At 73.3% G+C, this 20,888-nt stretch carries 16 protein-coding genes; 8 read left to right on the forward strand and 8 right to left on the reverse strand.

The genetic code is table 11. The features are described 5' to 3' along the window. Positions 1 to 12 precede the first annotated feature (12 nt). On the forward strand, positions 13 to 1,644 hold the full coding sequence (locus HGN31_RS04370) for a TrkH family potassium uptake protein (protein ID WP_168782436.1): 1,632 nt from the start codon (positions 13 to 15) through the stop codon (positions 1,642 to 1,644). 23 nt (positions 1,645 to 1,667) lie between these two features. Here HGN31_RS04370 and HGN31_RS04375 read toward each other — a convergent pair whose 3' ends face one another. Next, a complete protein-coding gene (locus tag HGN31_RS04375) occupies positions 1,668 to 2,081 on the reverse strand; it encodes a VOC family protein (RefSeq protein WP_168782437.1) in 414 nt (137 codons plus the stop codon). 189 nt (positions 2,082 to 2,270) lie between these two features. Between HGN31_RS04375 and hfq the strand changes: the two genes are divergently transcribed. Continuing rightward, the gene (hfq, locus tag HGN31_RS04380; RefSeq protein ID WP_020949330.1) at positions 2,271 to 2,504 is read left to right on the forward strand and encodes an RNA chaperone Hfq; all 234 of its coding nucleotides are present in this window, start codon (positions 2,271 to 2,273) and stop codon (positions 2,502 to 2,504) included. After that, entirely contained in the window at positions 2,505 to 3,917 is a 1,413-nt protein-coding gene (gene hflX, locus HGN31_RS04385) for a GTPase HflX (protein WP_168782438.1), read from the forward strand. A 159-nt stretch (positions 3,918 to 4,076) separates the two neighbouring features. Here hflX and ntrX read toward each other — a convergent pair whose 3' ends face one another. The 5 genes from ntrX to dusB all read right to left on the reverse strand — a co-directional run bounded on the left by ntrX (position 4,077) and on the right by dusB (position 11,602). Then, positions 4,077 to 5,465: a nitrogen assimilation response regulator NtrX gene (gene ntrX / locus HGN31_RS04390; RefSeq protein ID WP_168782439.1), complete on the reverse strand. Its 1,389-nt coding sequence runs from the start codon at positions 5,463 to 5,465 to the stop codon at positions 4,077 to 4,079. After that, entirely contained in the window at positions 5,462 to 7,639 is a 2,178-nt protein-coding gene (locus tag HGN31_RS04395; RefSeq protein WP_244961134.1) for a sensor histidine kinase NtrY-like, read from the reverse strand. The genes ntrX and HGN31_RS04395 overlap by 4 nt, the downstream gene beginning before the upstream one ends. 206 nt (positions 7,640 to 7,845) lie before the next feature. Then, positions 7,846 to 9,276 (reverse strand): response regulator, encoded by a 1,431-nt coding sequence (locus HGN31_RS04400; protein ID WP_168782441.1) that lies wholly within the window; start codon positions 9,274 to 9,276, stop codon positions 7,846 to 7,848. After that, the gene (locus tag HGN31_RS04405; protein WP_168782442.1) at positions 9,276 to 10,529 is read right to left on the reverse strand and encodes a two-component system sensor histidine kinase NtrB; all 1,254 of its coding nucleotides are present in this window, start codon (positions 10,527 to 10,529) and stop codon (positions 9,276 to 9,278) included. Before HGN31_RS04405 ends, HGN31_RS04400 begins: the two co-directional genes overlap by 1 nt. Then, the gene (gene dusB, locus HGN31_RS04410; protein WP_168782443.1) at positions 10,529 to 11,602 is read right to left on the reverse strand and encodes a tRNA dihydrouridine synthase DusB; all 1,074 of its coding nucleotides are present in this window, start codon (positions 11,600 to 11,602) and stop codon (positions 10,529 to 10,531) included. The genes HGN31_RS04405 and dusB overlap by 1 nt, the downstream gene beginning before the upstream one ends. Before the next feature lie 367 nt (positions 11,603 to 11,969). Between dusB and HGN31_RS04415 the strand changes: the two genes are divergently transcribed. The 4 genes from HGN31_RS04415 to HGN31_RS04430 all read left to right on the forward strand — a co-directional run bounded on the left by HGN31_RS04415 (position 11,970) and on the right by HGN31_RS04430 (position 17,175). Further along, positions 11,970 to 13,352: an L-serine ammonia-lyase gene (locus HGN31_RS04415; protein ID WP_168782444.1), complete on the forward strand. Its 1,383-nt coding sequence runs from the start codon at positions 11,970 to 11,972 to the stop codon at positions 13,350 to 13,352. Between the two features lie 162 nt (positions 13,353 to 13,514). Continuing rightward, positions 13,515 to 14,066: a PQQ-binding-like beta-propeller repeat protein gene (locus HGN31_RS04420; RefSeq protein ID WP_168782445.1), complete on the forward strand. Its 552-nt coding sequence runs from the start codon at positions 13,515 to 13,517 to the stop codon at positions 14,064 to 14,066. Positions 14,067 to 14,251: 185 nt separating this feature from the next. After that, entirely contained in the window at positions 14,252 to 16,525 is a 2,274-nt protein-coding gene (locus HGN31_RS04425; RefSeq protein WP_168782446.1) for a YjbH domain-containing protein, read from the forward strand. Beyond that, positions 16,522 to 17,175 (forward strand): YjbF family lipoprotein, encoded by a 654-nt coding sequence (locus HGN31_RS04430; RefSeq protein ID WP_036704147.1) that lies wholly within the window; start codon positions 16,522 to 16,524, stop codon positions 17,173 to 17,175. The genes HGN31_RS04425 and HGN31_RS04430 overlap by 4 nt, the downstream gene beginning before the upstream one ends. A gap of 149 nt (positions 17,176 to 17,324) precedes the next feature. On the opposite strand, the gene HGN31_RS04435 is transcribed toward HGN31_RS04430, so the two are convergent. Continuing rightward, positions 17,325 to 17,552, reverse strand: coding sequence for a hypothetical protein (locus HGN31_RS04435; RefSeq protein ID WP_036704148.1), 228 nt, complete (start codon positions 17,550 to 17,552; stop codon positions 17,325 to 17,327). 365 nt (positions 17,553 to 17,917) lie between these two features. Beyond that, the gene (locus HGN31_RS16740) at positions 17,918 to 20,332 is read right to left on the reverse strand and encodes a pseudouridine synthase (RefSeq protein WP_168782447.1); all 2,415 of its coding nucleotides are present in this window, start codon (positions 20,330 to 20,332) and stop codon (positions 17,918 to 17,920) included. Between the two features lie 108 nt (positions 20,333 to 20,440). Between HGN31_RS16740 and HGN31_RS04445 the strand changes: the two genes are divergently transcribed. Then, positions 20,441 to 20,887 (forward strand): nucleoside deaminase, encoded by a 447-nt coding sequence (locus HGN31_RS04445; protein ID WP_168782448.1) that lies wholly within the window; start codon positions 20,441 to 20,443, stop codon positions 20,885 to 20,887. Position 20,888: the final 1 nt, after the last annotated feature.

Below are 20,888 nucleotides of genomic sequence, written 5' to 3' on the forward strand. Positions count from 1 at the left end.
GGGGCGGCGCGGGTGGATCGCCTCGGACGGCTGCCGGTTCTGGTGATCGCCGCGCTGGTGCTGGCGCTGGCGATGCTGATCCCCGCCGCCCACGCCGCCGCGACCGGCGCCCCCGACATCGCCGCGATCTTTGCCGGAAGCGCCGCGGGGCTTCTCGTCCTCGGCGTGATCGCCGGGCTCGCCACGGCGAGCGCCCCGGCCACCGCGCCCGCCCCGCAGGTGCTGGCGACGCTGCTGGGCGTCTTCGCCGGGCTGCCGCTGCTGGCCGCCGTGCCCTTCGCCGCGGTGATCCCCGACACCGGCCTCTTCAACGCCTGGTGGGAGATGCTGTCTTGCCTCACCACCACCGGCGCCTCGCTCTACGTCGCCGAGAAGCTGCCGCCGACGCTGCATCTGTGGCGGGCGACGCTGGGGTGGCTGGGGGGGATGTTCATCCTCGTCGCGGCCATCGCCATGATGGCGCCGCTGCGGCTGGGCGGGTTCGAGGTGATGGACCGCTCGGCCGGGGCCGACGACCGCTTCGGCCGGATCGAGGGGCCGACCCGCTCGCAACTGCGGCCGGGGCGCGACTATGCCGCCCATCTCGCCGACCCGGCGCTGCGGATGATCCGCTGGGGGCAGTCCATCGTGCCGATGTATGCGGGCGCCACGGGGCTTCTGTGGCTGCTGCTGATGATGACCGGCGCGGGCAGCCTCGATTCGCTGATCCGGGCGATGGGCACGCTCTCGACCAGCGGGGTCGGGCTGACCGGCCAGCCGGTGGGCGCCAGTGGCGGCGTCGCGGCCGAGGCGCTCATCGCGGCCTTCATGCTGACCGCGCTGACCCGCCGCGGCTGGCCGGGGGGTGGCGAGCTGAAGGCCAGCCGCCGGCTGCGCAACGACCCCGAGCTGCGGATGGCCGTGGGGCTGGTGCTGCTGGTCACGCTGGTCCTGTTCCTGCGCCCCTTCATCGGCGCCTTCGACGACGGCGTGCAGCCGGTCTCGACGCCCGAGCCTGCTGCCGACAGCCTCGCCGGCGGGCTCGCCCGCGCCGCGGCGGCGGCCTGGGGGGCGGGGTTCACGGCGCTGTCGTTCCTGACCACCACCGGCTGGACCTCGGTTCACTGGGAGGGCGCGCGCGCCTGGGCCGGGCTCTCGGCGCCGGGGCTGATGCTCGCGGGCCTTGCCATCATGGGCGGCGGCGTCGCCACCACCGCGGGCGGGGTCAAGCTGCTGCGGGTCTTTGCGCTGGGGCTGCACGCGCGGCGCGAGCTGGACAAGATCGTCCACCCCGCCTCGGTGGCGGGGGGCGGGCCGATCACGCGGCGGCTGCGGGGCAGCGGCGCCTATCTGGCCTTCGTCTTCTTCATGGTCTTCGCGCTCTCGATCGTGGTGACCGTCGCGCTCGTCTCGCTGAGGCCCGTGGCGTTCGAGACGGCGACGATCCTCAGCGTCGCGGCGCTGACCAACACCGGGCAACTCGCCGAGGCGATCCCGCTGATCCCGGTGTTCGAAGGCAGCGCCGGCATCGCCGGCAGCCCGTGGGCCGGCTGGGCGGGGCTGTCGACGGTCAACAAGGCGATCCTGGCCGCGGCGATGGTCGCCGGCCGGCTCGAGATGCTGGCGATCCTCGCGCTGCTCTCGCCCGGGGCGTGGCGGCGCTAGGGCACCGACTATGGGGGCTAGCGCTAGCGGGCGAAGATCCCGGCGGTTTCGGCGAAGCCCTTGACCTCGATCGGGTTGCCCGACGGGTCGCGGAAGAACATCGTCCCCTGCTCGCCCGGCTCGCCTTGAAAGCGGATGTGGGGCTCAAGCTCGAAGCGCACGCCCGCGGCGGTCAGGCGGTCGGCGAGGGTGCGCCAGTCCTCGATCGCCAGCACCACCCCCAGATGCGGCATCGGCACCATGTGGTCGCCGACCTTGCCGGTGTTCGTGGTGGCGAAGGGCTGCCCCCGGTGCAGGCTGATCTGGTGGCCGAAGAAGTCGAAATCGACCCAGGTGTCGGTGGAACGGCCCTCGGCGCAGCCGAGCACCCCGCCATAGAACGCCCGCGCCGCGTCGAGATCGGTGACGTGATAGGCAAGGTGAAAGACGGACTGCATCGACGGGCGCTCCTCAACGCGGGGATCAGGCGCAGGGAGCATAGCGTGCCGTTGCGAAAGGGAAACACCCTGCCCCGGCATCCCGTGCCGCCCGCACGGGTCGGCTTGTCACATTTGGGACGCTCGCCTAGATGTGAACTGTCTGCCCGACGTATTGATCCTGCCCAATAACAAGAAAAGGTGTCCCGCATGGCCGGCGACAAGCAGAACCTTCAGGATGCGTTTCTGAACCACGTCCGCAAGGCCAAGGTTCCGGTGACGATCTTCCTCATCAACGGCGTCAAATTGCAGGGCGTCATCACCTGGTTCGACAATTTCTGCGTGCTGCTGCGCCGCGACGGCCAGTCGCAGCTCGTCTACAAGCACGCGATCTCGACCATCATGCCGGGCCAGCCGATCAGCCTGTACGAAGGCGAGGACTGAGTGGCCGAGCCGCACTCGACCGCCACCCGCCCGACCCGCGCCTACGTCATCCACCCCGACCTCGGCGACCGCCGGGGGCAGCGCCGCTCGCCCGAGCTGGCGCTTGAGGAGGCGGTGGCGCTGGCCCGCGCCCTGCCCGCCATCGAGGTGGTGGGGGCGAGCGTCGTGCGGCTGCGCAACCCGGCGCCGGGGATGCTGTTCTCGTCCGGCAAGCTCGACGAGGTGGGGGCCGAGATCGCCGCCGCCGCCGACGGCGAGGGGGCCGAGCTGGTGCTGATCGACGGGCCGGTGACGCCCGTGCAGCAGCGCAACCTGGAAAAGCACTGGGACGTCAAGATCCTCGACCGCACCGGGCTGATCCTCGAGATCTTCGCCGACCGCGCCCGCACGCGCGAAGGCGTGCTGCAGGTGGAACTGGCCGCGCTCAGCTATCAGCGCACCCGGCTGGTCCGCGCCTGGACCCACCTCGAACGCCAGCGCGGCGGCTTCGGCTTCGTCGGCGGCCCCGGCGAGACGCAGATCGAGGCCGACCGGCGCGCCATCGACGACCAGATGATCCGCCTGCGCCGTCAGCTCGAGCGCGTGGTCCGCACCCGCACGCTGCACCGCGCGGCGCGCGCCAAGGTGCCCTATCCGATCGTCGCGCTGGTGGGTTACACCAACGCCGGGAAATCGACGCTCTTCAACCGCCTGACCGGGGCCGAGGTGGTGGCCAAGGACATGCTCTTCGCCACGCTCGACCCGACCATGCGGGCGGTGAACCTGCCCGGCGCGGACGGTGAGGCCAAGGGGCGGCGGGTGATCCTGTCGGACACCGTGGGCTTCATCTCGGACCTGCCGCACGAGCTGGTCGCGGCCTTCCGCGCCACGCTGGAAGAGGTGCTCGAGGCCGACCTGATCCTGCACGTCCGCGACATCTCGCACCCCGAGACCGAGGAGCAGGCGGCGGACGTCGGCGACATCCTCGACGGGCTGGGGGTGGACGAGGACGTGGCGCTGATCGAGGTCTGGAACAAGATCGACGCGCTTTCGCCCGAGACGCGCGCCGCGCTGCGCCGCACCGACGCGCGGCGCGAGGGGGTGCAGGCAGTCAGCGCCCTGTCGGGCGAGGGGATCGAGGACCTCGTCGCCGCCATCGACGCGGCGCTGGCCGGGGTGCTCGACGAGCCGAGGGTCGCGGCCGAGGTCACCGTCCCGTTCGAGGACGGCCGCCGCCGGGCCTGGCTGCACGCCGCCGGCGTGGTCGAGGGCGAGACGGCCGGCGAGGACGGCCACCGCATCCGCGTGCTCTGGACCGACCGCCAGCGCATCGCCTTTGCGGCGCTGGACGGCGCGCCCCCCGAGGACGCGCCCGAGGACGACGATACCGTCGAGCGCACCCCGGGCGGCTGGGACCCGTTGGCCCGCGACTGACGCTGGCCCCGACCGCCGGACAGGGGGGCCAGCCCCCGGACCCCCGGGATATTCGGACAAGAAAGAAAAGGGCGTGCGCCCCGCTGCTTCTTTCTGGCCCGAACACCCTCGCCGAAGGCGTCCGGGCTCGCCCCCGCGCAAGGGGGGGCGGCGGGGGCGCTACTTCGCCATGATATCGTCGTCCACCCGCATCCCGCCCACGACGCCCAGCGACTTGAGCTTGCGGTGCAGCGCGCTGCGCTCCATCCCCACGAACTGCGCGGTGCGGCTGATGTTGCCGCCGAAGCGGTTGATCTGCGCCAGAAGGTATTCCCGCTCGAACAGCTCGCGCGCCTCGCGCAGCGCCAGCGCGGTGATCTGCGGCCCGAGCGCCAGCGCCTCGCCGTTGTCGGGCGTCGCGCCTTGCGTGTCGAGCTCGCCGGGCTGGATCGGGCCGGTGCCGTCGCCGAGGATCAGCACCCGCTCGATCACGTTGCGCAGTTGCCGGATGTTGCCCGGCCAGCGCATCGCCTGCAGCGCGGCCACGGTCTCGTCGGGCAGCTCGCGCTCGGGCAGGCCCTGGGTGGCGTGGAACTGGGCGATGAAGTGACGCGCGAGCTCGGCGATGTCGTCGCGCCGCTCGGCGAGGCAGGGCACCGGTACCGGGACCACGTTCAGCCGGTCGAACAGCTCCTGCCGGAAGCGGCCGGCGGCGATCTCGGACCCGAGGTCGCGGTTGGTGGACGAGATCACCCGCAGGTCGACCCGCACCCGGTCGGAGCCGCCGGCGCGCTGGAACTGCTGTTCGGTCAGCACCCGCAGGATCTTGGGCTGGGTGCCGAGCGGCATGTCGGCCACCTCGTCGAAGTAGATCACCCCGCCGTGGGCCTGTTCCAAGAGCCCCGGCTCGATCCCGCGCTCGGGGCTTTCGCGGCCGAACAGCACCTCCTCCATCCGCTCGGGCTCGATGGTGGCGCAGGGCACGGTGACGAAGGGCGCGTCGGCGCGCGGCGAATGGGCATGGATGTAGCGCGCCGCGAGCTCCTTGCCCGAGCCCGGCTCGCCCGAGAGCATCACCCGGCCGTTCGACTTGGCGACCTTGTCGAGGTTGTCGCGCAGCCGCCGGAACGGGGCCGAGTGGCCCAGCATCTCGGCCGCCGTGACCTCTTTCCGGCGCAGCTGCACGTTTTCGCGCCGCAGACGGCTGGTCTCCATCGCCCGGGTGATGACCACCATCAGCTGGTCGATGTTGAAGGGCTTCTCGATGAAGTCATAGGCGCCCTGCTTGATCGCCGCGACCGCGATCTCGATGTTGCCGTGCCCCGAGATGATGACCACCGGCACCGAGGGGTTGTTGCGCTTGACCTGCTTGAGGATGTCGATGCCGTCCATCCGGCTGTCCTTGAGCCAGATGTCGAGGATCATCAGCGCCGGCTCTTCGGCATTCAGCGCCGCGATCGCCTCGTCCGAGTTCGCCGCGGTGCGGGTCGGAAACCCCTCGTCGCCGAGGATGTCCGCGATCAGCTCGCGGATGTCCCGTTCGTCGTCAACGATCAGAATGTCGCTCATGTGCCGTTCGCCTCTTCCAGTTTCTGCTTGCGCGACGCGGCCATGCGGACCGGCTGGCGTTCGCGGGGGATGCGGATCTCGGCCAGCGCGCCCCGGTGGCCGGTGGGGTCGGGGGGCGCGTCGGTGAGGGTCAGGGTGCCGCCGTGTTCCTCGACGATCTTCTTGACGATGGGCAGGCCCAGCCCGGTGCCGCCGGGCTTGAGGGTGACGTAGGGCTCGAAAAGCCGCCCCCGGTCCTCGGGCAGGCCCACGCCGTTGTCGCAGATGCGGATGGTGACCGCGTCGGGGCGGGCCAGCATCTCGACCGTGACGGCGGGCTGCCAGTCGCCCGCCGGGCGGTCGCGCAGCGCCTCGCCCGCGTTCTTCAGCAGGTTGGTGAACACCTGCCCCATCATGCCGGCGTCGCAATCGACGATCACCGGGGCGTCGGGGATGGCGGTCGCCACCCCGCCCTCGATGGCGTCCTGCTGCAGCACCACCGCCTCGCGCAACAGCCGCGCGAGGTCGGTCTCGCGCCGGTCCGGCTCGGGCATCCGGGCGAAGCGGCTGAACTCGTCCACGATGCGGCGCAGGTCGCCGGTCTGGCGGATGATGACCTCGGTGTACTGGGTCAGCGCCTCGCGGTCCTCGTCGGCGGTGGCGAGGCGGCCGAACTTGCGGCGGATGCGCTCGGCCGACAACTGGATCGGGGTGAGCGGGTTCTTGATCTCGTGCGCGACGCGCCGTGCCACGTCGCCCCAGGCGGCCATGCGCTGCGCCGAGACCAGCTCGGTCACGTCGTCAAAGGCGATCACGTAGCCCGCCACCGACCCGTCCTCCGCCAGCCGGGCGGCGATGCGGACGAGCAGGCTCTCGATCCGGCCCTCGCGGTTCAGCCGCACCTCGTCCTGCACGCTGTCGGCGACCGAGGCGCCGAGGCGCTGGAACAGCGGCGCGAACTCGGGCACCGCCTCGGCCAGCGGGCGGTCGTGGTCGGCCTCGGGGTCGAGGCCCAGCAGCCGCGTGGCCGAGCGGTTCACGAAGTCGATCTGCCCCGCCTCGTCCAGCCCGATCACCCCGGCCGTGACCGAGGCCAACACGGAGTCAAACAGCCGCCGCTGCTCGTCGGCGGCGCGGTAGCTTTCCACCAGCTCCTCACGCTGGGTCTTGAGCTGGCGGGTCATGCGGTTGAAGCTCTGCCCGAGCACCTGGATCTCGTCGCCGGTGTCCGGCTCGGGAACCTGCACGTCGAGGTTCCCCTCGCCCACCTGCTCGGACGCCTCGGCCAGCCGCCCGATGGGCCGGGACAGCCGCTCGGCGAACCACAGCCCCAGCCAGATCGCCGCCGCCACCAGCAGCAGCGCAAAGCCAAGGTAGAGCAGCGAGAACTCGGCCAGCACGCGGCTGCGGGTGCGCTCAAGCTCCTGATACTCGCCGACGGTGGCGCGGGTGTCGTCCAGAAGCCCCAGCAGGCTGCCGTCCACGTCGCGGGTGACGTAGAGATAGCGGTTCGACAGCCGGTCGAGGTGGACGAGGGCGCGGAACTCGTTGTTCTGCCAGTCCTCGATCAGCACGATCCCGTCGCGGTCGGCGCTGCGGAACTGGGCCTCGGTCGGCTGCTCGTACCAGAAGCGATAGCTGCGGTCGCCGCGCGCCCGGATCGCGCCCGAGGCGTCGATGACATAGGCCTCGCGCAGGCCGCGCTGGATCAGCGCCTGCCCGTCGGTCAGCACCGTGCGGATCGTGCCGTCGTCCAGCACCGGCGCGCCGCGCGAGGCATCGTTCAGCACCCGCGCCAGCAGCTGCGCGTCGGCGCTGAGGTCGCGGCGGTGTTCGTCCTGATAGGCCTCGGCCGCCGACAGCGAGGTCGAGACCACCTGCTGCACCCGGTCCGAGAACCACCCCTCGAGGCCGATGTTGACGGTCAGCCCGGCGAAGAGCGCGACCAGCACCGTCGGCACCAGCGCCAGCGCGGTGAAGACGCCGACGAGGCGCATGTGCAGCCGCGAGCCCGCGGCGGTGCGGCGCGCGGCCAGCATCCCCACCATGCGCGCCGCAACGAGGCCGACAAGCAACAAGATATAGATGAGATCGGCGAGCAGGATCAGCCGCAAGCCGCGGCTGGCGGTCCGCTCGCTCAGCGGGCCCATCACGCCATAGGTCGCCAGCGCCAGCACCGGGCCCAGCACGACCATGAAGGCGATGGCGGCGGTCTGAATGCGGCGTTGCCGGCGCAGCCGGGCCAGACGGTCCCAGGGTCGCCCCGCAAAGGCGGCAGCTTGCGCCCCGCCTGCTCTTGCCGCTGCCCGCGTCACCGCCTGCACTCGCCCTCGGTCCGCCGCTGTCACCGCGGCGTTCATGTGGCACGGGCGTAACGATTGCCCGTGTCCCTGTGACCGTTTTACATCACGCGGCGGCGGCGTGTCACCTCGATATTCAGGTCGCTCACCTTCTTGCGAAGCGTATTGCGGTTGATCCCCAGCAGTTCGGCGCAGCGCAGCTGGTTGCCGGCGCAGGCATCGAGCGCGATCTGGATCAGCGGCCGCTCGACCTCGCGCATGATCCGGTCATATAGGCCGGGCGGCGGCAGCTGGTCGCCGTGCAGGTCGAAATAGCGCTGCAGATGCAGCTCGACCGCGTCGGTCAGACGCCCGTCGCGGGCGCAGCGCAGCTCTCCGCCCCGCGGTGTCGCGGGGCCGGCGAGGGCGGCGGTCACGTCGGCGGCCTCGATCGCGCCCTGCCCCGAGGCGGTCAGCGCCAGCCGCCGCAGCAGGTTGTCGAGCTCGCGCAGGTTGCCCGGGAACGGGTGCGCCCGCAGCGCCTCGAGTGCGCCGTCGCTCAGCTCGGGCGCGGGCTGGGTGCCGGAGCGGGCGATGAGCTGGCGGGCGAGCGCCGGCAGGTCGTCGAGCCGCGCCCTGAGCGGCGGGGCGGTCAGCACCAGCCCGGCCAGCCGGTAATAGAGGTCGGGGCGCAGCCGCCCCTCGGTCGAGTCGGCTTCGGGGTCGGGGCCGGTGGTGGCGACGAGGCGGGGGGCGCGGTGACGCTCGGGGCCGGTCTCGGCGGCTTCGATCAGCCCGGCGATGCGGGTCTGGGCCGCGGGCTCCCACCCCGCCGGGTCCTCGAGGATCAGCGTGCCGCCCTGCGCCGCCTCAAGCCGCGCGGCGAGGCTGTCGGCGGGGTCGGCGGCGGTCAGGCGGACCAGCGGCTCGGCGCGGCGGTCGCCCAGGGCGTGGATCGCCTGGGCGAGCGTGCTGCGCCCGGTCCCCGGCTCGCCCGCGACGATCACGGCAAGGTCGGTGTTGACCACCCGCGCGACGGTGCGGAACAGCGCCTGCATCACCGGCGCGTGGCCGATGAGCAGCGCGGCGGGGTCGTCGGCGGCGGCCGGGGGCGGGGGCGGCGCGGACGGGGCGGCGGCGGCGGCCGGCGCGCCCGGCTGCGGCGCGGGCGGCGGGGCGGGCCGGCGCGGGTGGCGCCCCAGCCCGGCCCGCACCCGGGCCATCAGCTCGGGCAGGTCGAAGGGCTTGGGCAGGTAGTCGAAGACCGAGGCCTCGGTCGCGCGGATCGCCGTCACGATGGTGTTCTGGGCCGAGATCACGATCACCGGCAGGCCGGGCCGGGCGCGGGCGATCGACGGCACGAGGTCCAGCCCGTTGCCGTCCGGCATCATCACGTCCGTCACCACCACATCGCCGCGCCCCTCTTCCACCCAGCGCATGAGCTGGCCGAGGCTGCCCGTCGCGTGGACGCGGCACCCGGCGCGGGTCAGCGCCTGGGTCAGAACGGTGCGGATGGTGCGGTCGTCGTCGGCGACCAGGACGGTTCCGTCCATCAGGATGCTCCTTCCCGGCCGGGGAGTCCGGCCGTTTCATTCGTCGTCTCTCGGGTCGTCTCGGGCGCGGGGCCGGGGTCGGCCGCCTTGCCGGTCCCGCGGGCCATCGGCAGCGACAGCCGGAACAGGGTGCGGCCGGGGCGGCTGTCCACCTGGATGCGGCCGCCGTGCTCGGTCACGATCTTGCTGACCAGCGCCAGCCCCAGCCCGGTGCCGTTCTCGCGGCCCGAGACGAAGGGCTCGAAGATCTGCTCGGCGATGGCTTCGGGGATGCCGGGGCCGTCGTCCTCGATCTCGAGCTGCAGCGGCAGGGGGGTGCCGTCCTCGCCGCGCACCGCACCGTCGTAGTGGGTGCGCAGCCGGATCAGCGGCGCCCCGCGCGGGTCGCCCGGCGCCCGCGCCTCGCGGTCGAGCGCTTCGGCGGCGTTGCGCAAGAGGTTCAGGACCAGCTGCATCAGCCGGTCGGGATCGACCAGCGCCTCGGGCAGCGACGGGTCGTATTCGGTCACCATCCGCGGCGTGCCGCCCGACAGCGCCGCGCTGCTCAGCCGCACGCTGCGGCGGGCGCGGTCGAGGATGTCGTGGATGTTCACCGCCCGGCGCTGCGGCGCGGTGGTGTCGCCGAAGCGCTCGACCTGTTCGAGCAGCGCGACGATCCGGCGGCTCTCGGCCACGATCAGGTCGGTCAGCTCGCGGTCCTCGGGCGAGAGCCCCTCGGCCAGCAGCTGCGCCGCGCCGCGGATGCCGGCGACCGGGTTCTTGATCTCGTGCGCCAGCATCTCGGCCATGCCGATGGCCGAGCGGGCGGCGTGGCGGGGGGGCGTGACGCCGTTCCCCTCGGGCCGGATCAGCGCCACCACCCCGCCGCCCGGCAGCGCGCCGAGCTGCAGCGCCGCCCGGCGCAGGGTCCAGCCGCCGGCGCGGTCCGAGATCTCGAACCGCAGGCGCGGGTGCAGGGTCGGGTCCTCGGACTGCGCGGCCGCGGCAATCAGCGGCCCGAGCGGCGGGCTGACCCGCAGCCGCGCGGCCAGCGCCGGATCGTCGGCGCGAAGCCCCGCGACCGAGCGGGTCGAGAGGTTCAGCCACAGCTCGGCGGCCTCGTTGAGACCGGTCCAGCGCCCCTCGGCGTCGAAGCTGGCCACCGGGGCGGGCAGCGCGGCCAGAAGCGCCGCCGGATCGGGCGCATGATCGGGCGCCGGGGCGCGCGCGGGGGCCGCCGCCGGCGCCGCGCGGGACGGCCCGCGGCGCGCCATCAGGCGGCCTGCCGCCCGGCGGGGCCGGGCTCGCCCGGGGCGCCGGCGAAGACCGCTCGGATCGCCGCCTGCGCCGCGGCGGGTGTATCCGCCGCCATCAGCGCACGGCGCGCCCGGTCGGCGTCGGGCAGCCCGGCCGCCGCCAGATACCAGCCGAGGTGCTTGCGGGCGACGCGCATCCCCAGCGCCGCGCCGTAGTGCTCCAGAATGTCGTCGTGGTGGGCCGCAACCGCGTCGGCGAGCGCGGCGCCGACCGGCACGCGGGGCGCCGCGGTGCCGTGCAGCGCATGGGCGATCTGGGCCAGCCGCCACGGCGCGCCCTGCGCGCCGCGCCCGACCATCACCGCGTCCGCCCCCGCCGCCGTCTGCGCGGCGCTGGCGCTCGCCGCATCCACCACGTCGCCGTTGGCGACCAGCGGCAGGTCCGGGACCGCCGCGCGGACGGCGCGGATCGCCGTCCAGTCGGCCGCGCCGTCATAGAACTGCGCCCGGGTGCGGCCGTGCACGACGATCATCCGCACGCCCGCGTCCCGCGCCCGGGCGGCGAGGTCGGGGGCGTTCAGGCAATCGGCATCCCACCCGAGCCGCATCTTCAGCGTCACCGGCACGTCGGGGACCGCCGCCACGACCGCCTCGATCAGGCTCAGCGCCCGGTCGGGCTCGCGCATCAGCGCCGCCCCCGACAGACCGCCGGTGACCTTGCGGGCCGGGCAGCCCATGTTGATGTCGATGATCGCGGCGCCCATGCCCTCGACGATGCGCGCCGTCTCGGCCATCGGCCCCGGCTCGCGCCCGGCGATCTGGACGCTGACCGGGACGCCGTTCTCCTCGACCATCGCCTTGGCGCGGACGGCGGCGCGGGTCGAGGGACGCGGCGTCACCATCTCGGTCGAGGCGACCATCTCGCTCACCACCAGCCCGGCGCCGTGGCGGGCCACAGCGCGGCGGAACGGCAGGTCGGTGATCCCCGCCATCGGGGCAAGGAACACCGGCGCCCCGAGCGTGATCCCGCCAAGCCGGATCGGCGGCTCGGGCGCGGGGGTTGCGGGCGAAGGCGTCGGGCGGGTGGTCATGGGTGGCACTTGGACCTGTCGGGGCGGCGGGGGGTAGCGGTGACGCGGCGGCGCGGGTGGCGCGGCGGACGCGGATGCGCGGCCTGCCGCAGTTTGCAGCCATATGCCCATTTTCCGGGCACTCTGCAAACCACTCGCTGGGCGAGGATGGCGGCTCGGTCCGGGCAGCCGCTCCGTGTGCAGCCGGGGAGGTCGGATCGGGTGCAGACCCCGCGGCTCGCCAGCAAACCGGCGCACCCGCCGCCGCGCAGCCGCCTCCGCCGCGCCCCCAAGCCTCCCCCTTTCGCGCCACTTGGCGACCGTCGGGCTGCGGCCTATCGTCGCCCTGACCACCCCGCCCCGCCCCCTGATCCATGAGGCCCACGCGATGTTCCTGTCCGTCTTCGACCTCTTCAAGGTCGGCATCGGCCCCTCCTCCTCGCACACGATGGGGCCGATGGTGGCGGCGGCGCGGTTCCTCGAGGCGCTCAGGGCCGCGCCCTTCCACGCCCACGGGCTGCGGGCGAGCCTGCACGGCAGCCTCGCCTTTACCGGCAAGGGCCACGCCACCGACCGGGCGGTGATGCTGGGCCTCGCCGGGCTGACCCCCGAGACGATGGACGCCGAGGCCGCCGCGGCAGCCCTTGCCGCGCTGGAAAGCCAGCGCGCGGTCAGCCCCGAGGGGTTGGGGCAGCTCGCCTTCGACCCGGCCCGCGATCTGATCTTCGACTTCGACCGGCCGCTGCCGGGGCATCCGAACGGGATGATCCTGATGGCCACCGACGCGCAGGGCGACGTGATCCTGCGCGAGACCTACTACTCGATCGGCGGCGGCTTCGTGCTGACCGAGGCGGAACTGGCCGAGCGCGCGGGCGACCGGCGCAGCGACGCGGCGGCGTCGGTCCCCTATCCCTTCGCCACCGCGGCCGAGATGCTGGCCATGGCCGGGTCCTCGGGCCTCACCATCGCCGCGATGAAGCGCGCCAATGAGCGTACCCGCCGCAGCGCGGCCGAGATCGACGCCGGGCTCGACCGGATCTGGCAGGTGATGGCGGACTGCATGGACCGCGGCCTCGCGGCGACGGGCACCCTGCCCGGCGGCCTCAACGTCCGCCGTCGGGCGCATGGCGTCCACCAGTCGCTGCTGGCCGAGCGGGGGATGAACCTCGCCCCGCCCCATGTCGTCAACGACTGGCTGTCGGCCTATGCGATGGCGGTGAACGAGGAGAACGCGGCCGGCGGGCAGGTCGTCACCGCCCCCACCAACGGGGCCGCGGGCGTGGTGCCGGCGGTGATCCGCTACTGGCTCGATCATGTGCCGGGGGCCAGCCGGGCGCAGCTTGGGGATTTCCTGCTGACCGCGGCGGCGGTGGGCGGGCTGGTCAAGCACAACGCCTCGATCTCGGGGGCCGAGGCGGGCTGCCAGGCCGAGGTCGGCAGCGCCAGCGCGATGGCCGCGGCGGGGCTGGCCGCGGTGCTGGGCGGCACGCCCGAACAGGTCGAGAACGCCGCCGAGATCGCGCTTGAGCATCACCTGGGCATGACCTGCGACCCGGTGCGCGGGCTGGTGCAGGTGCCCTGCATCGAGCGGAATGGCCTGGGCGCGATCAAGGCGGTGTCGGCGGCAAGCCTTGCGCTCAGGGGCGACGGGGCGCATCTCGTGCCGCTCGACGCGGTGATCGAGACGATGCGCCAGACCGGCCGCGACATGAGCGAGAAGTACAAGGAGACCTCGCTCGGCGGGCTGGCGGTGAACGTGCCGAACTGCTGACCCGTGGGCGCGGTCACGACCCCGCGAAGTGTTGATGCCACAGCCGGGCGCGATCCTGCCGGTGGCGGGCGCTTGCGCTTGTCTTGGCGGCCCGGCGTGACGTAAGGCTGTCAGCAAAACAAGGCAGGTCCTGCGGGCCTGCACGGGACAGGAACCGAACCGATGCGACTTCGCCTCATCATTCTGGCCGCGCCGCTGGCGCTGGCGGCCTGCGACGACCAGGCCATGAAGGACTTCCGGATGCCGTGGGACAAGCCCGAGCCGGTGGTCGCGGCGCCCGCCGCCCCGGCCGCGCCGCCCAAGCCCTCGATCCCCGAGCCGACCGGCGCCTCGCCGACGCAGCAGCCGCTCGAGGTCGCGGGCGACCGCACCCGCGTCGCCACCGCCGACGCCGAGACGCTGGACATCAACAGCTTCACCGCCGGCGGCGAGGGATGGAGCGCCACGGTCAGCGGCAAGTCGGTCAAGTTCGAGCGGCCGGGCGCCAAGGCCGCGACGGTCAGCGTCCAGCGCCTCGCCTATGCCAAGGGCGTGGAGTACGTGGGCACGCTGAACGACACCGCCTTTGCGCTGAACATCCGCAGCGAGGATTGCGGCGGCCAGCCGATGACCGCGACGCTGCGCGCGAACGGCCGGACCTTCACCGGCTGCGCCTCGCCCACCGCCGCCAAGGCGGCCGCGTCAGCCAAGCCGGCGACGAAGCCCGGCGCCTGACCCGACCCGCCGGCGTCCCCCCTCGGGGCGCGCCGGTGCGACAGTTTCGCCGGGACCGACCGGCCACGACCACTCGGGCGGGCGGCGCGCTGCCGCCCATCCGCTGCCGAAGATCCTGACCGCCCCTTGGTGCCACGCGCGCCGGACGGGGCGGACCGGCCAGCCCGCTCAGAAGGACCGACCGCATGACGCCGCGCCGCCCCCTCGCCGACCCACCCCCCACCCTGCCCGGGCACCGCTCGCCGGCCCGCCGCCGCCTGCTCGCCTCGGCCCTGCCGGCGGTGGCGCTGGTGCTGGTCGTGCCGGTCGCCGCCGGGGTCGCCCCCGCGCAGGCCGACCCGATGATCGGCACCGTGCTGAACCGCTACGGGATGCCCGGCATCATCGACACGCCCACCGCCGAGGCGCTGCCCGACGCCACGCTGTCGGCGGTGCTGTCGTGGAACGAACTCGGCAGCCGCACGGGGCTGGGCTTCCAGGTGCTGCCGCGGGTGTCCGCGACGCTGCGCTACGGACGCTTCGACAGCACCGAAGAGGACCGCGGCTATGTCCGCGACCGCTCGTTCGACGTCCGCCTGCTGCTGCTCGACGAGCGCGAGGGAAGCTGGCAGCCCTCGGTCGCGGTCGGCCTGCAGGATTTCATCGGCACCGGCTTCTACGCCTCGGAATATGTCGTGGCGACCAAGACCGTCACCCCGCGGCTGCGCGTCTCGGCGGGTCTCGGCTGGGGCCGCCTCGCCTCGACCGGCGGGATCGGCGCGCCCTTCGGCGACCGGGGCGCCCCGGACGAGGGGACCGGCGGCACGCTCAACACCGACCAGTGGTTCAAGGGCGAGGCCGCGCCCTTCCTCGGCGTCTCGTTCCGGGCGACCGACAAGCTGACCCTGCTGGCCGAATACTCGGGCGACGACTACGCCTGCGAGACCGGCGACGTCGAGAACTGCGCCCGCAGGCCGTGGCTCTCGGACAAGGAGCCGCTGAAGAACAACATCAACCTCGGGTTCAGCTACCAGGCCGGCGAGAACTATCAGGTCGGCGGCTACGTGCTGGGCGGCAAGCACTTCGGCATCCAGGCCAGCATGACGCTGAACCCGCGCCGCGCGCCGCACCCGTCGGGGCTGGAAAAGGGCCCGGCGCCGGTGCGCCTGCGCCCTGCCCCCGCGGCCGATCCCGAGGGCTGGTCGGGCGTCTGGGCCGGCGATCCCACCGCGCAGCCGGCGATCCAGAAGGCGCTCGGCGACGCGCTGGCCAAGGAAGGCCAGACGCTCGAGTCGATGGTGCTGACCGCCAACCGCGCCGAGGTCCGCATCCGCAACAGCCGCTACATCCAGCAGGCCGAGGCCGTGGGCCGCACCGCGCGGCTGATGACCCGGGCCCTGCCCCCGTCGGTCGAGACGCTCGTCGTGACCTCGGTCGAGGGCGGGATGCCGACCTCGTCCGTGACCATGCGGCGCGCCGACGTCGAGCGGCTGGAGAACACCGAGGCCGGGCAGATCGCCGCCGCCGCGGCGCTGACCGACGCCGAGCCGCGCCCCGCCGGGCTGGTCCAGTCGCCGGGCATCGCGCCGCGCTTCAGCTGGAGCATCCGGCCCTATCTCTCCACCGGCCTCTTCGATCCCGACCAGCCGCTGCGCTACGAGGTCGGCGCCGCGGCGAGCGCCAGCTACGTCCTGACCCCCGGCCTGTCGGTCAAGGGATCGGTCCGGCAGCGCGTGTTCGGCAACGCCGACCAGGATGCGCCGGGCGACATGACCGTGGACCAGTATCTCGCCATGTCGGATGACGAGATCACCGCCCAGAACAACGGCGTCTACCGCGTCCGTTCGGACGGGCGGATGTATTCGGGCAATTCGCAGCCGCGGATCACCGACCTGACGCTGAACTGGAACGCCAAGCTCACCCCGCAGGTCTACAGCCGGGTGACGGTCGGTCTGCTCGAGAACATGTACGGCGGCGCCTCGGCCGAGGTGCTGTGGAAGCCGGTCAACTCGCGCCTCGCGGTCGGGGCCGAGGTGAACCAGGTCAAGAAGCGCGACTACCGCGACAACTTCGAGTTCCTCGACTACGAGGTGACTACCGGCCATGTCTCGGCCTATTACGAGTTCGGCGGCGGCTTCGTCGGGCAGCTCGACGTGGGCCGCTATCTCGCCGGCGACAACGGCGCGACGGTGACGCTGACCCGCGAGTTCGCCAACGGCTGGAAGATCGGCGCCTACGCCACCAAGACCGACCTCAGCGCCGAAGAGTTCGGCGAGGGCTCGTTCGACAAGGGCATCATCATCCGCGCGCCGGTCGCCTGGGCGCTCGGCACGCCCTCGCAGCGCACGGTGGGCGGCACGATCAGCTCGCTCAACCGTGACGGCGGGCAGCGGGTGCGCGTGGACGGTCGGCTGTACGACACGATCCGCGACAGCCATTCCACCAAGATGTACGACGGCTGGGGGAGGTTCTGGCGATGAGCAGGCATATCCGCAACGCGGCCGCGGGCCTCGCGCTGGTGGCGCTGGCCGCGGGCTGTTCGAGCCGCAACACCGCCGAGGAAGGGCCGACGAATCTGTCCCTCGCCCGCGGTGCGCTGGCGCAGGTGATGGCAGCGCGCCGCGCCCCCGCCCAGCCGGCCGCGCCCGCCGATCCGGCCGCGATGGCGGCCGAAGCGCTGGCCGTGAACAAGGGGCCGCTGATCCTCGTCGGGCTTGAGGGGATGGGGACCACCCAGGTGCTGGCGATGACCGGCGAGAATGCCGGGATGCGCACCTTCATGACCCGCAACGAACAGGCGGTCATCCTGCGGGGCCAGATGCTGAGCGGCACCCGTGGCCTCGGCAACGACCTGTCGGTAGCCGAGCCGGGTCAGGCCCCGGCGCTGATCGCCGCGCGGCAGTCGGGCACCACCCGGCGGGTGATGCGCTACTATTCCGGCGACGGGAAAGAGCGCCCGATCGACTTTACCTGCGAAGTCCGCCCCGGCCCCAAAGCCGGCGTGATGGTCGAGGCCTGCGCGGGCCACGGCCTGCGGTTCGAGAACAGCTATGCCCCGGCCGCGGGCGTCTCGCGCCAGTGGATCGGGCCGGCGCTCGGCTATGTCACCATCCAGGTGCTGCGGAACTGACGATCGCTCGACGGCGACGCGAAAAGGCCCGGCGCTGCGGCGACCGGGCCTTTTTCATGTGGGCGATTGCAGTGGCGTTGCCAGCGACGCCTGAAACGGAAAAGGGCCAGTCTTGCGACTGGCCCCAATCATTCCGATTCCGACAGAGATCAGTCGGTGGTCTCGTCGTCGTCGTCGTCGCTGTCCGAAGCAACGGCGGCGATAACGCCCAGCAGCAGCAGCGCCGGGACAACCAGGCCAGCGTTGGTCGACGCCGGCTTGGTGTCGACGACGACGGGCTCGACGTCCACGACGGGGGCGACATAGCCACCGGCCAGAGCGGTCGAAGCGGACAGGCCCAGGGCCAGGGCGAAGGTAGCGAATTTGGTCATGATCATGCTCCGTACTTTTTTGAAGTCTGCCGGTTGCCCGACAGCATCGAAGCGACAGTCGCATAACTGCCCGATGTTGGAAAGCCGATGAGTCCGGCAATCGGTCGGGTCAGGCGCCACTGTTGCATATTCGCCAACACCTTGCGGGGCACCGGGTTCCCGCGTCGGCGAAGCCGCTGGAAATGATTGGAGTCCCGCCGCCTGCGCGGCGTCGTGCCGAAAACTTGACCACGAACGGGGGTAAAACAGGCCGCCCGTGCGGAACCATCGACGCGCGAGCGGCATAACGCTTTTCGCCCGCGCCGACGCCCCCGTCACTCGCCCCGAATCGACAGGGGCGCCTTGCGGCGCCCCCTCGTCTTTCTCGTGTGTCATCCCCGCCCGCGCGGCTTGCCCGGACCACCCGGCCGGGGACCGCCTGGACGCGGGCCGCCCGGACCCGGGCGCCCTCCCGGCGCGGCACCGCGCGGCCCGCCCGGCTTTCCACCCGTGGGCTTGCCCCCGGACGGACGCGGACCCGACGGTTTGCCGCCGAAGGGCTTGCCCCCGGGTTTGCCCCCGGCCGGCTTGCCGGCGAACGGCCGGGGTCCGCCCGGCTTGCCGCCGTCGGCCCGAGGCCCGCGAGCCCCTGCCCCCGGCGCCCCTGCGCCGCTGCCTGCCGGCCGGCTGCCGCCCTCGGGCCGATCCGCCGCCCCCCAGCGCGGCTTGCGCGCCGTCGGCCCGTCGCCCTCCCGCGGAGGACGGGACTTCCGGTCACCAAAGCCCTCGCCCTCGCGGACGGGACGGGGTTTGCGGTCGGCGTAGCCCTCACGCGGGGCGCGCGGGCGGTCGCCATAACCCTCGCGCGGCGGGCGCGGGCGGTCGCCGTAACCCTCGCCATCGCGCGGCGGGCGGGGCTTCCGGTCGCCGTAACCCTCACGCGGCGCGCGCGGGCGGTCGCCGTAGCCCTCGCCGTCGCGCGGCGGGCGCGGCTTGCGGTCGCCGTAGCCCTCACCATCCCGCGGCGGACGCGGCTTGCGGTCGGCGTAGCCCTCGCGGGGTGCACGCGGGCGGTCGCCGTAACCCTCACCATCCCGCGGAGGACGCGGCTTGCGGTCCCCGAACCCCTCGCGCGGCGGGCGCGGACGGTCGCCGTAGCCCTCACCGTCACGCGTCGGACGCGGCTTGCGGTCGGCGTAGCCCTCGCGCGGGGCGCGCGGACGGTCACCGTAGCCTTCGCCGTCGCGCGGCGGACGCGGCTTGCGGTCCCCGAACCCCTCGCGCGGCGCGCGGGGGCGATCACCGTAGCCCTCGCCGTCGCGCGGCGGACGCGGCTTGCGGTCCCCGAACCCCTCGCGCGGCGCGCGGGGGCGATCACCGTAGCCCTCGCCGTCGCGCGCCGGGCGCGGTTTGCGGTCGCCAAACCCCTCGCGCGGGGGGCGCGGGCGGTCGCCGGGGGCGCCGCGCGGCGCGGATCGGTCGGCGCGGGGCCGGTCGGGGCGGGCGCCGCCACGGGCGCCCTCGCTGCGCGGTGCGGGTGCGGCGTCGTCGCTTTCGCCGGTCAGCAGACCGCCGAGCTGGTCGCGCAGCATCCGCCGCTTCACCTCGCGGACCTCGTTCGCCTCCATCCCCGTCAGGCGGAAGGGGCCGTAGCTGACCCGAATCAGCCGGTTCACCACCAGCCCGACATGGGCCATCGCGCGGCGGATCTCGCGGTTCTTGCCCTCGCGGATGCCGACCGTCAGCCAGGCGTTGGCGCCCTTCTGGCTGTCGAGCTTGACCTCCATCGGCTGGAACGCCTCGCCGTCGATCACCGCGCCGCGGCGCAGCGGGTCGAAGGTCAGCTCGGTCGGCTGGCCGTTCACCCGCACCCGGTAGCGCCTGAGCCAGCCGGTCGCGGGCAGCTCCAGCCGCCGCTTGAGCTCACCGTCGTTGGTCAGCAGCAGCAGACCTTCCGAGTTGAGGTCGAGCCGGCCGATGCTCATCACCCGCGGCAGGTCGCGGGGCAGCGCGTCGTAGATCGTCTGCCGCCCCTTCTCGTCCGCGTCCGAGGTCACCAGCCCGACCGGCTTGTAATACATCCAGAGCCGGGTTTCCTGCGGCGCCTCGAGCGGCTTGCCGTCCACCCGCACCTTGTCGCTGCGCCGCACGTCGAGCGCGGGGCTCGAGATCGTGGCGCCGTTCACCGACACGCGGCCCTCGAGGATCATGCGCTCCGCCTCGCGGCGGCTGGCGATCCCGGCGCGGGCCATGACCTTGGCGATGCGCTCGCCCGCGCCGGCGGCCGCGGCGTCCGCCTGGGGCGCCTTCGGTTTGGATGCGCGGCCCGTGGTGGCGGAGTCCGAGTCCTCGGCGTCGTCGTCGCCCTCGGCGCTGTCTTCCTCGTCGTCCTTGTCGCCCTCGTCGTCGTCGTCGTCGTCGTCGTCGTCGTCGTCGTCGTCGTCGTCGTCGTCGTCGTCGTCGTCGTCGTCGTCGTCGTCGTCGTCGTCGTCGTCGTCGGAGGCGTCCTCGCCGTCGTCGTCGGTGGCAAGCCCCTCGGCGTCGTCCGGGTCGTCGCCGTAGATCTCGGCGTATTCGTCGTCGGACTCGGGGCCGGACTCGGGGTCGGCCTGCCCCTCGGGCGCGACCGGGTCGTCGAGCGACTCGGCCGGCTCGGGATCGGCGCCCAGGTCCGGCTCGTCGGCCTCGGGCAGATCGGCCGGGCTCGGGTCGGGGCCGGGCGCGCCGGTCTCGGGCTCGCCCTCGCGCTCGGGGCGGGGGGCGTCGGGGGACGCGGTGTCGTCGGGGTTGCGGGGGTCTTCGGTCATGGCGATCTCCTGCGCATCGCTGCGGTGGCAAGCGGCTGTCTTAGGCCGAACGCCCGGGGGGCGAAAGCGGTTCTTGCGCCGCAGCCGCGGACGGGCCATGCCGAGGCCATGTTCACCAGCCGCATGGATGACGCCCTGACCGAGGCCCGCGCCGCCGCGACCCGCGGCGAGGTGCCGGTGGGCGCGGTGCTCTGCGATCCCGCGGGCCGGGTGGTGGCGGCCGACGGCAACCGCACGCGCGAGCTGTCCGATCCGACCGCCCACGCCGAGATCCTCGTGATCCGCGCCGCCTGCGCGGCCGCGGGGTCCGAGCGGCTGCCCGGCTACCGCCTGTGGGTGACGCTCGAGCCCTGCCCCATGTGCGCCGCCGCGATTGCGGCGGCGCGGATCGCCGTGCTCTACTATGGGGCGCCGGACCCGCGGATGGGGGGGGTGGCGCACGGGGCGCGGGTGTTCGACCACCCGCAGTGCCACCACCGGCCCGAGGTCTACGAGGGCATCGCCGCCGACGCCGCGCAATCGCTGCTGCGCGGGTTCTTTGCCGCCCGGCGCTGAG

It is taken from the genome of Paracoccus sanguinis, from assembly GCF_012689545.1.
Lineage (GTDB): Bacteria > Pseudomonadota > Alphaproteobacteria > Rhodobacterales > Rhodobacteraceae > Paracoccus > Paracoccus panacisoli.

Excerpts from the sequence above, each read along its gene's own strand:
- HGN31_RS04375 (WP_168782437.1), bottom strand. The coding sequence starts at position 2,081 with ATGCAGTCCGTCTTTCACCTTGCCTATCACGTCACCGATCTCGACGCG.
- hfq (WP_020949330.1), top strand. The coding sequence starts at position 2,271 with ATGGCCGGCGACAAGCAGAACCTTCAGGATGCGTTTCTGAACCACGTC.
- ntrX (WP_168782439.1), bottom strand. The coding sequence starts at position 5,465 with ATGAGCGACATTCTGATCGTTGACGACGAACGGGACATCCGCGAGCTG.
- HGN31_RS04395 (WP_244961134.1), bottom strand. The coding sequence starts at position 7,639 with ATGGTCGTGCTGGGCCCGGTGCTGGCGCTGGCGACCTATGGCGTGATG.
- HGN31_RS04400 (WP_168782441.1), bottom strand. The coding sequence starts at position 9,276 with ATGGACGGAACCGTCCTGGTCGCCGACGACGACCGCACCATCCGCACC.
- HGN31_RS04405 (WP_168782442.1), bottom strand. The coding sequence starts at position 10,529 with ATGGCGCGCCGCGGGCCGTCCCGCGCGGCGCCGGCGGCGGCCCCCGCG.
- dusB (WP_168782443.1), bottom strand. The coding sequence starts at position 11,602 with ATGACCACCCGCCCGACGCCTTCGCCCGCAACCCCCGCGCCCGAGCCG.
- HGN31_RS04415 (WP_168782444.1), top strand. The coding sequence starts at position 11,970 with ATGTTCCTGTCCGTCTTCGACCTCTTCAAGGTCGGCATCGGCCCCTCC.
- HGN31_RS04420 (WP_168782445.1), top strand. The coding sequence starts at position 13,515 with ATGCGACTTCGCCTCATCATTCTGGCCGCGCCGCTGGCGCTGGCGGCC.
- HGN31_RS04425 (WP_168782446.1), top strand. The coding sequence starts at position 14,252 with ATGACGCCGCGCCGCCCCCTCGCCGACCCACCCCCCACCCTGCCCGGG.
- HGN31_RS04430 (WP_036704147.1), top strand. The coding sequence starts at position 16,522 with ATGAGCAGGCATATCCGCAACGCGGCCGCGGGCCTCGCGCTGGTGGCG.
- HGN31_RS04435 (WP_036704148.1), bottom strand. The coding sequence starts at position 17,552 with ATGATCATGACCAAATTCGCTACCTTCGCCCTGGCCCTGGGCCTGTCC.
- HGN31_RS16740 (WP_168782447.1), bottom strand. The coding sequence starts at position 20,332 with ATGACCGAAGACCCCCGCAACCCCGACGACACCGCGTCCCCCGACGCC.
- HGN31_RS04445 (WP_168782448.1), top strand. The coding sequence starts at position 20,441 with ATGTTCACCAGCCGCATGGATGACGCCCTGACCGAGGCCCGCGCCGCC.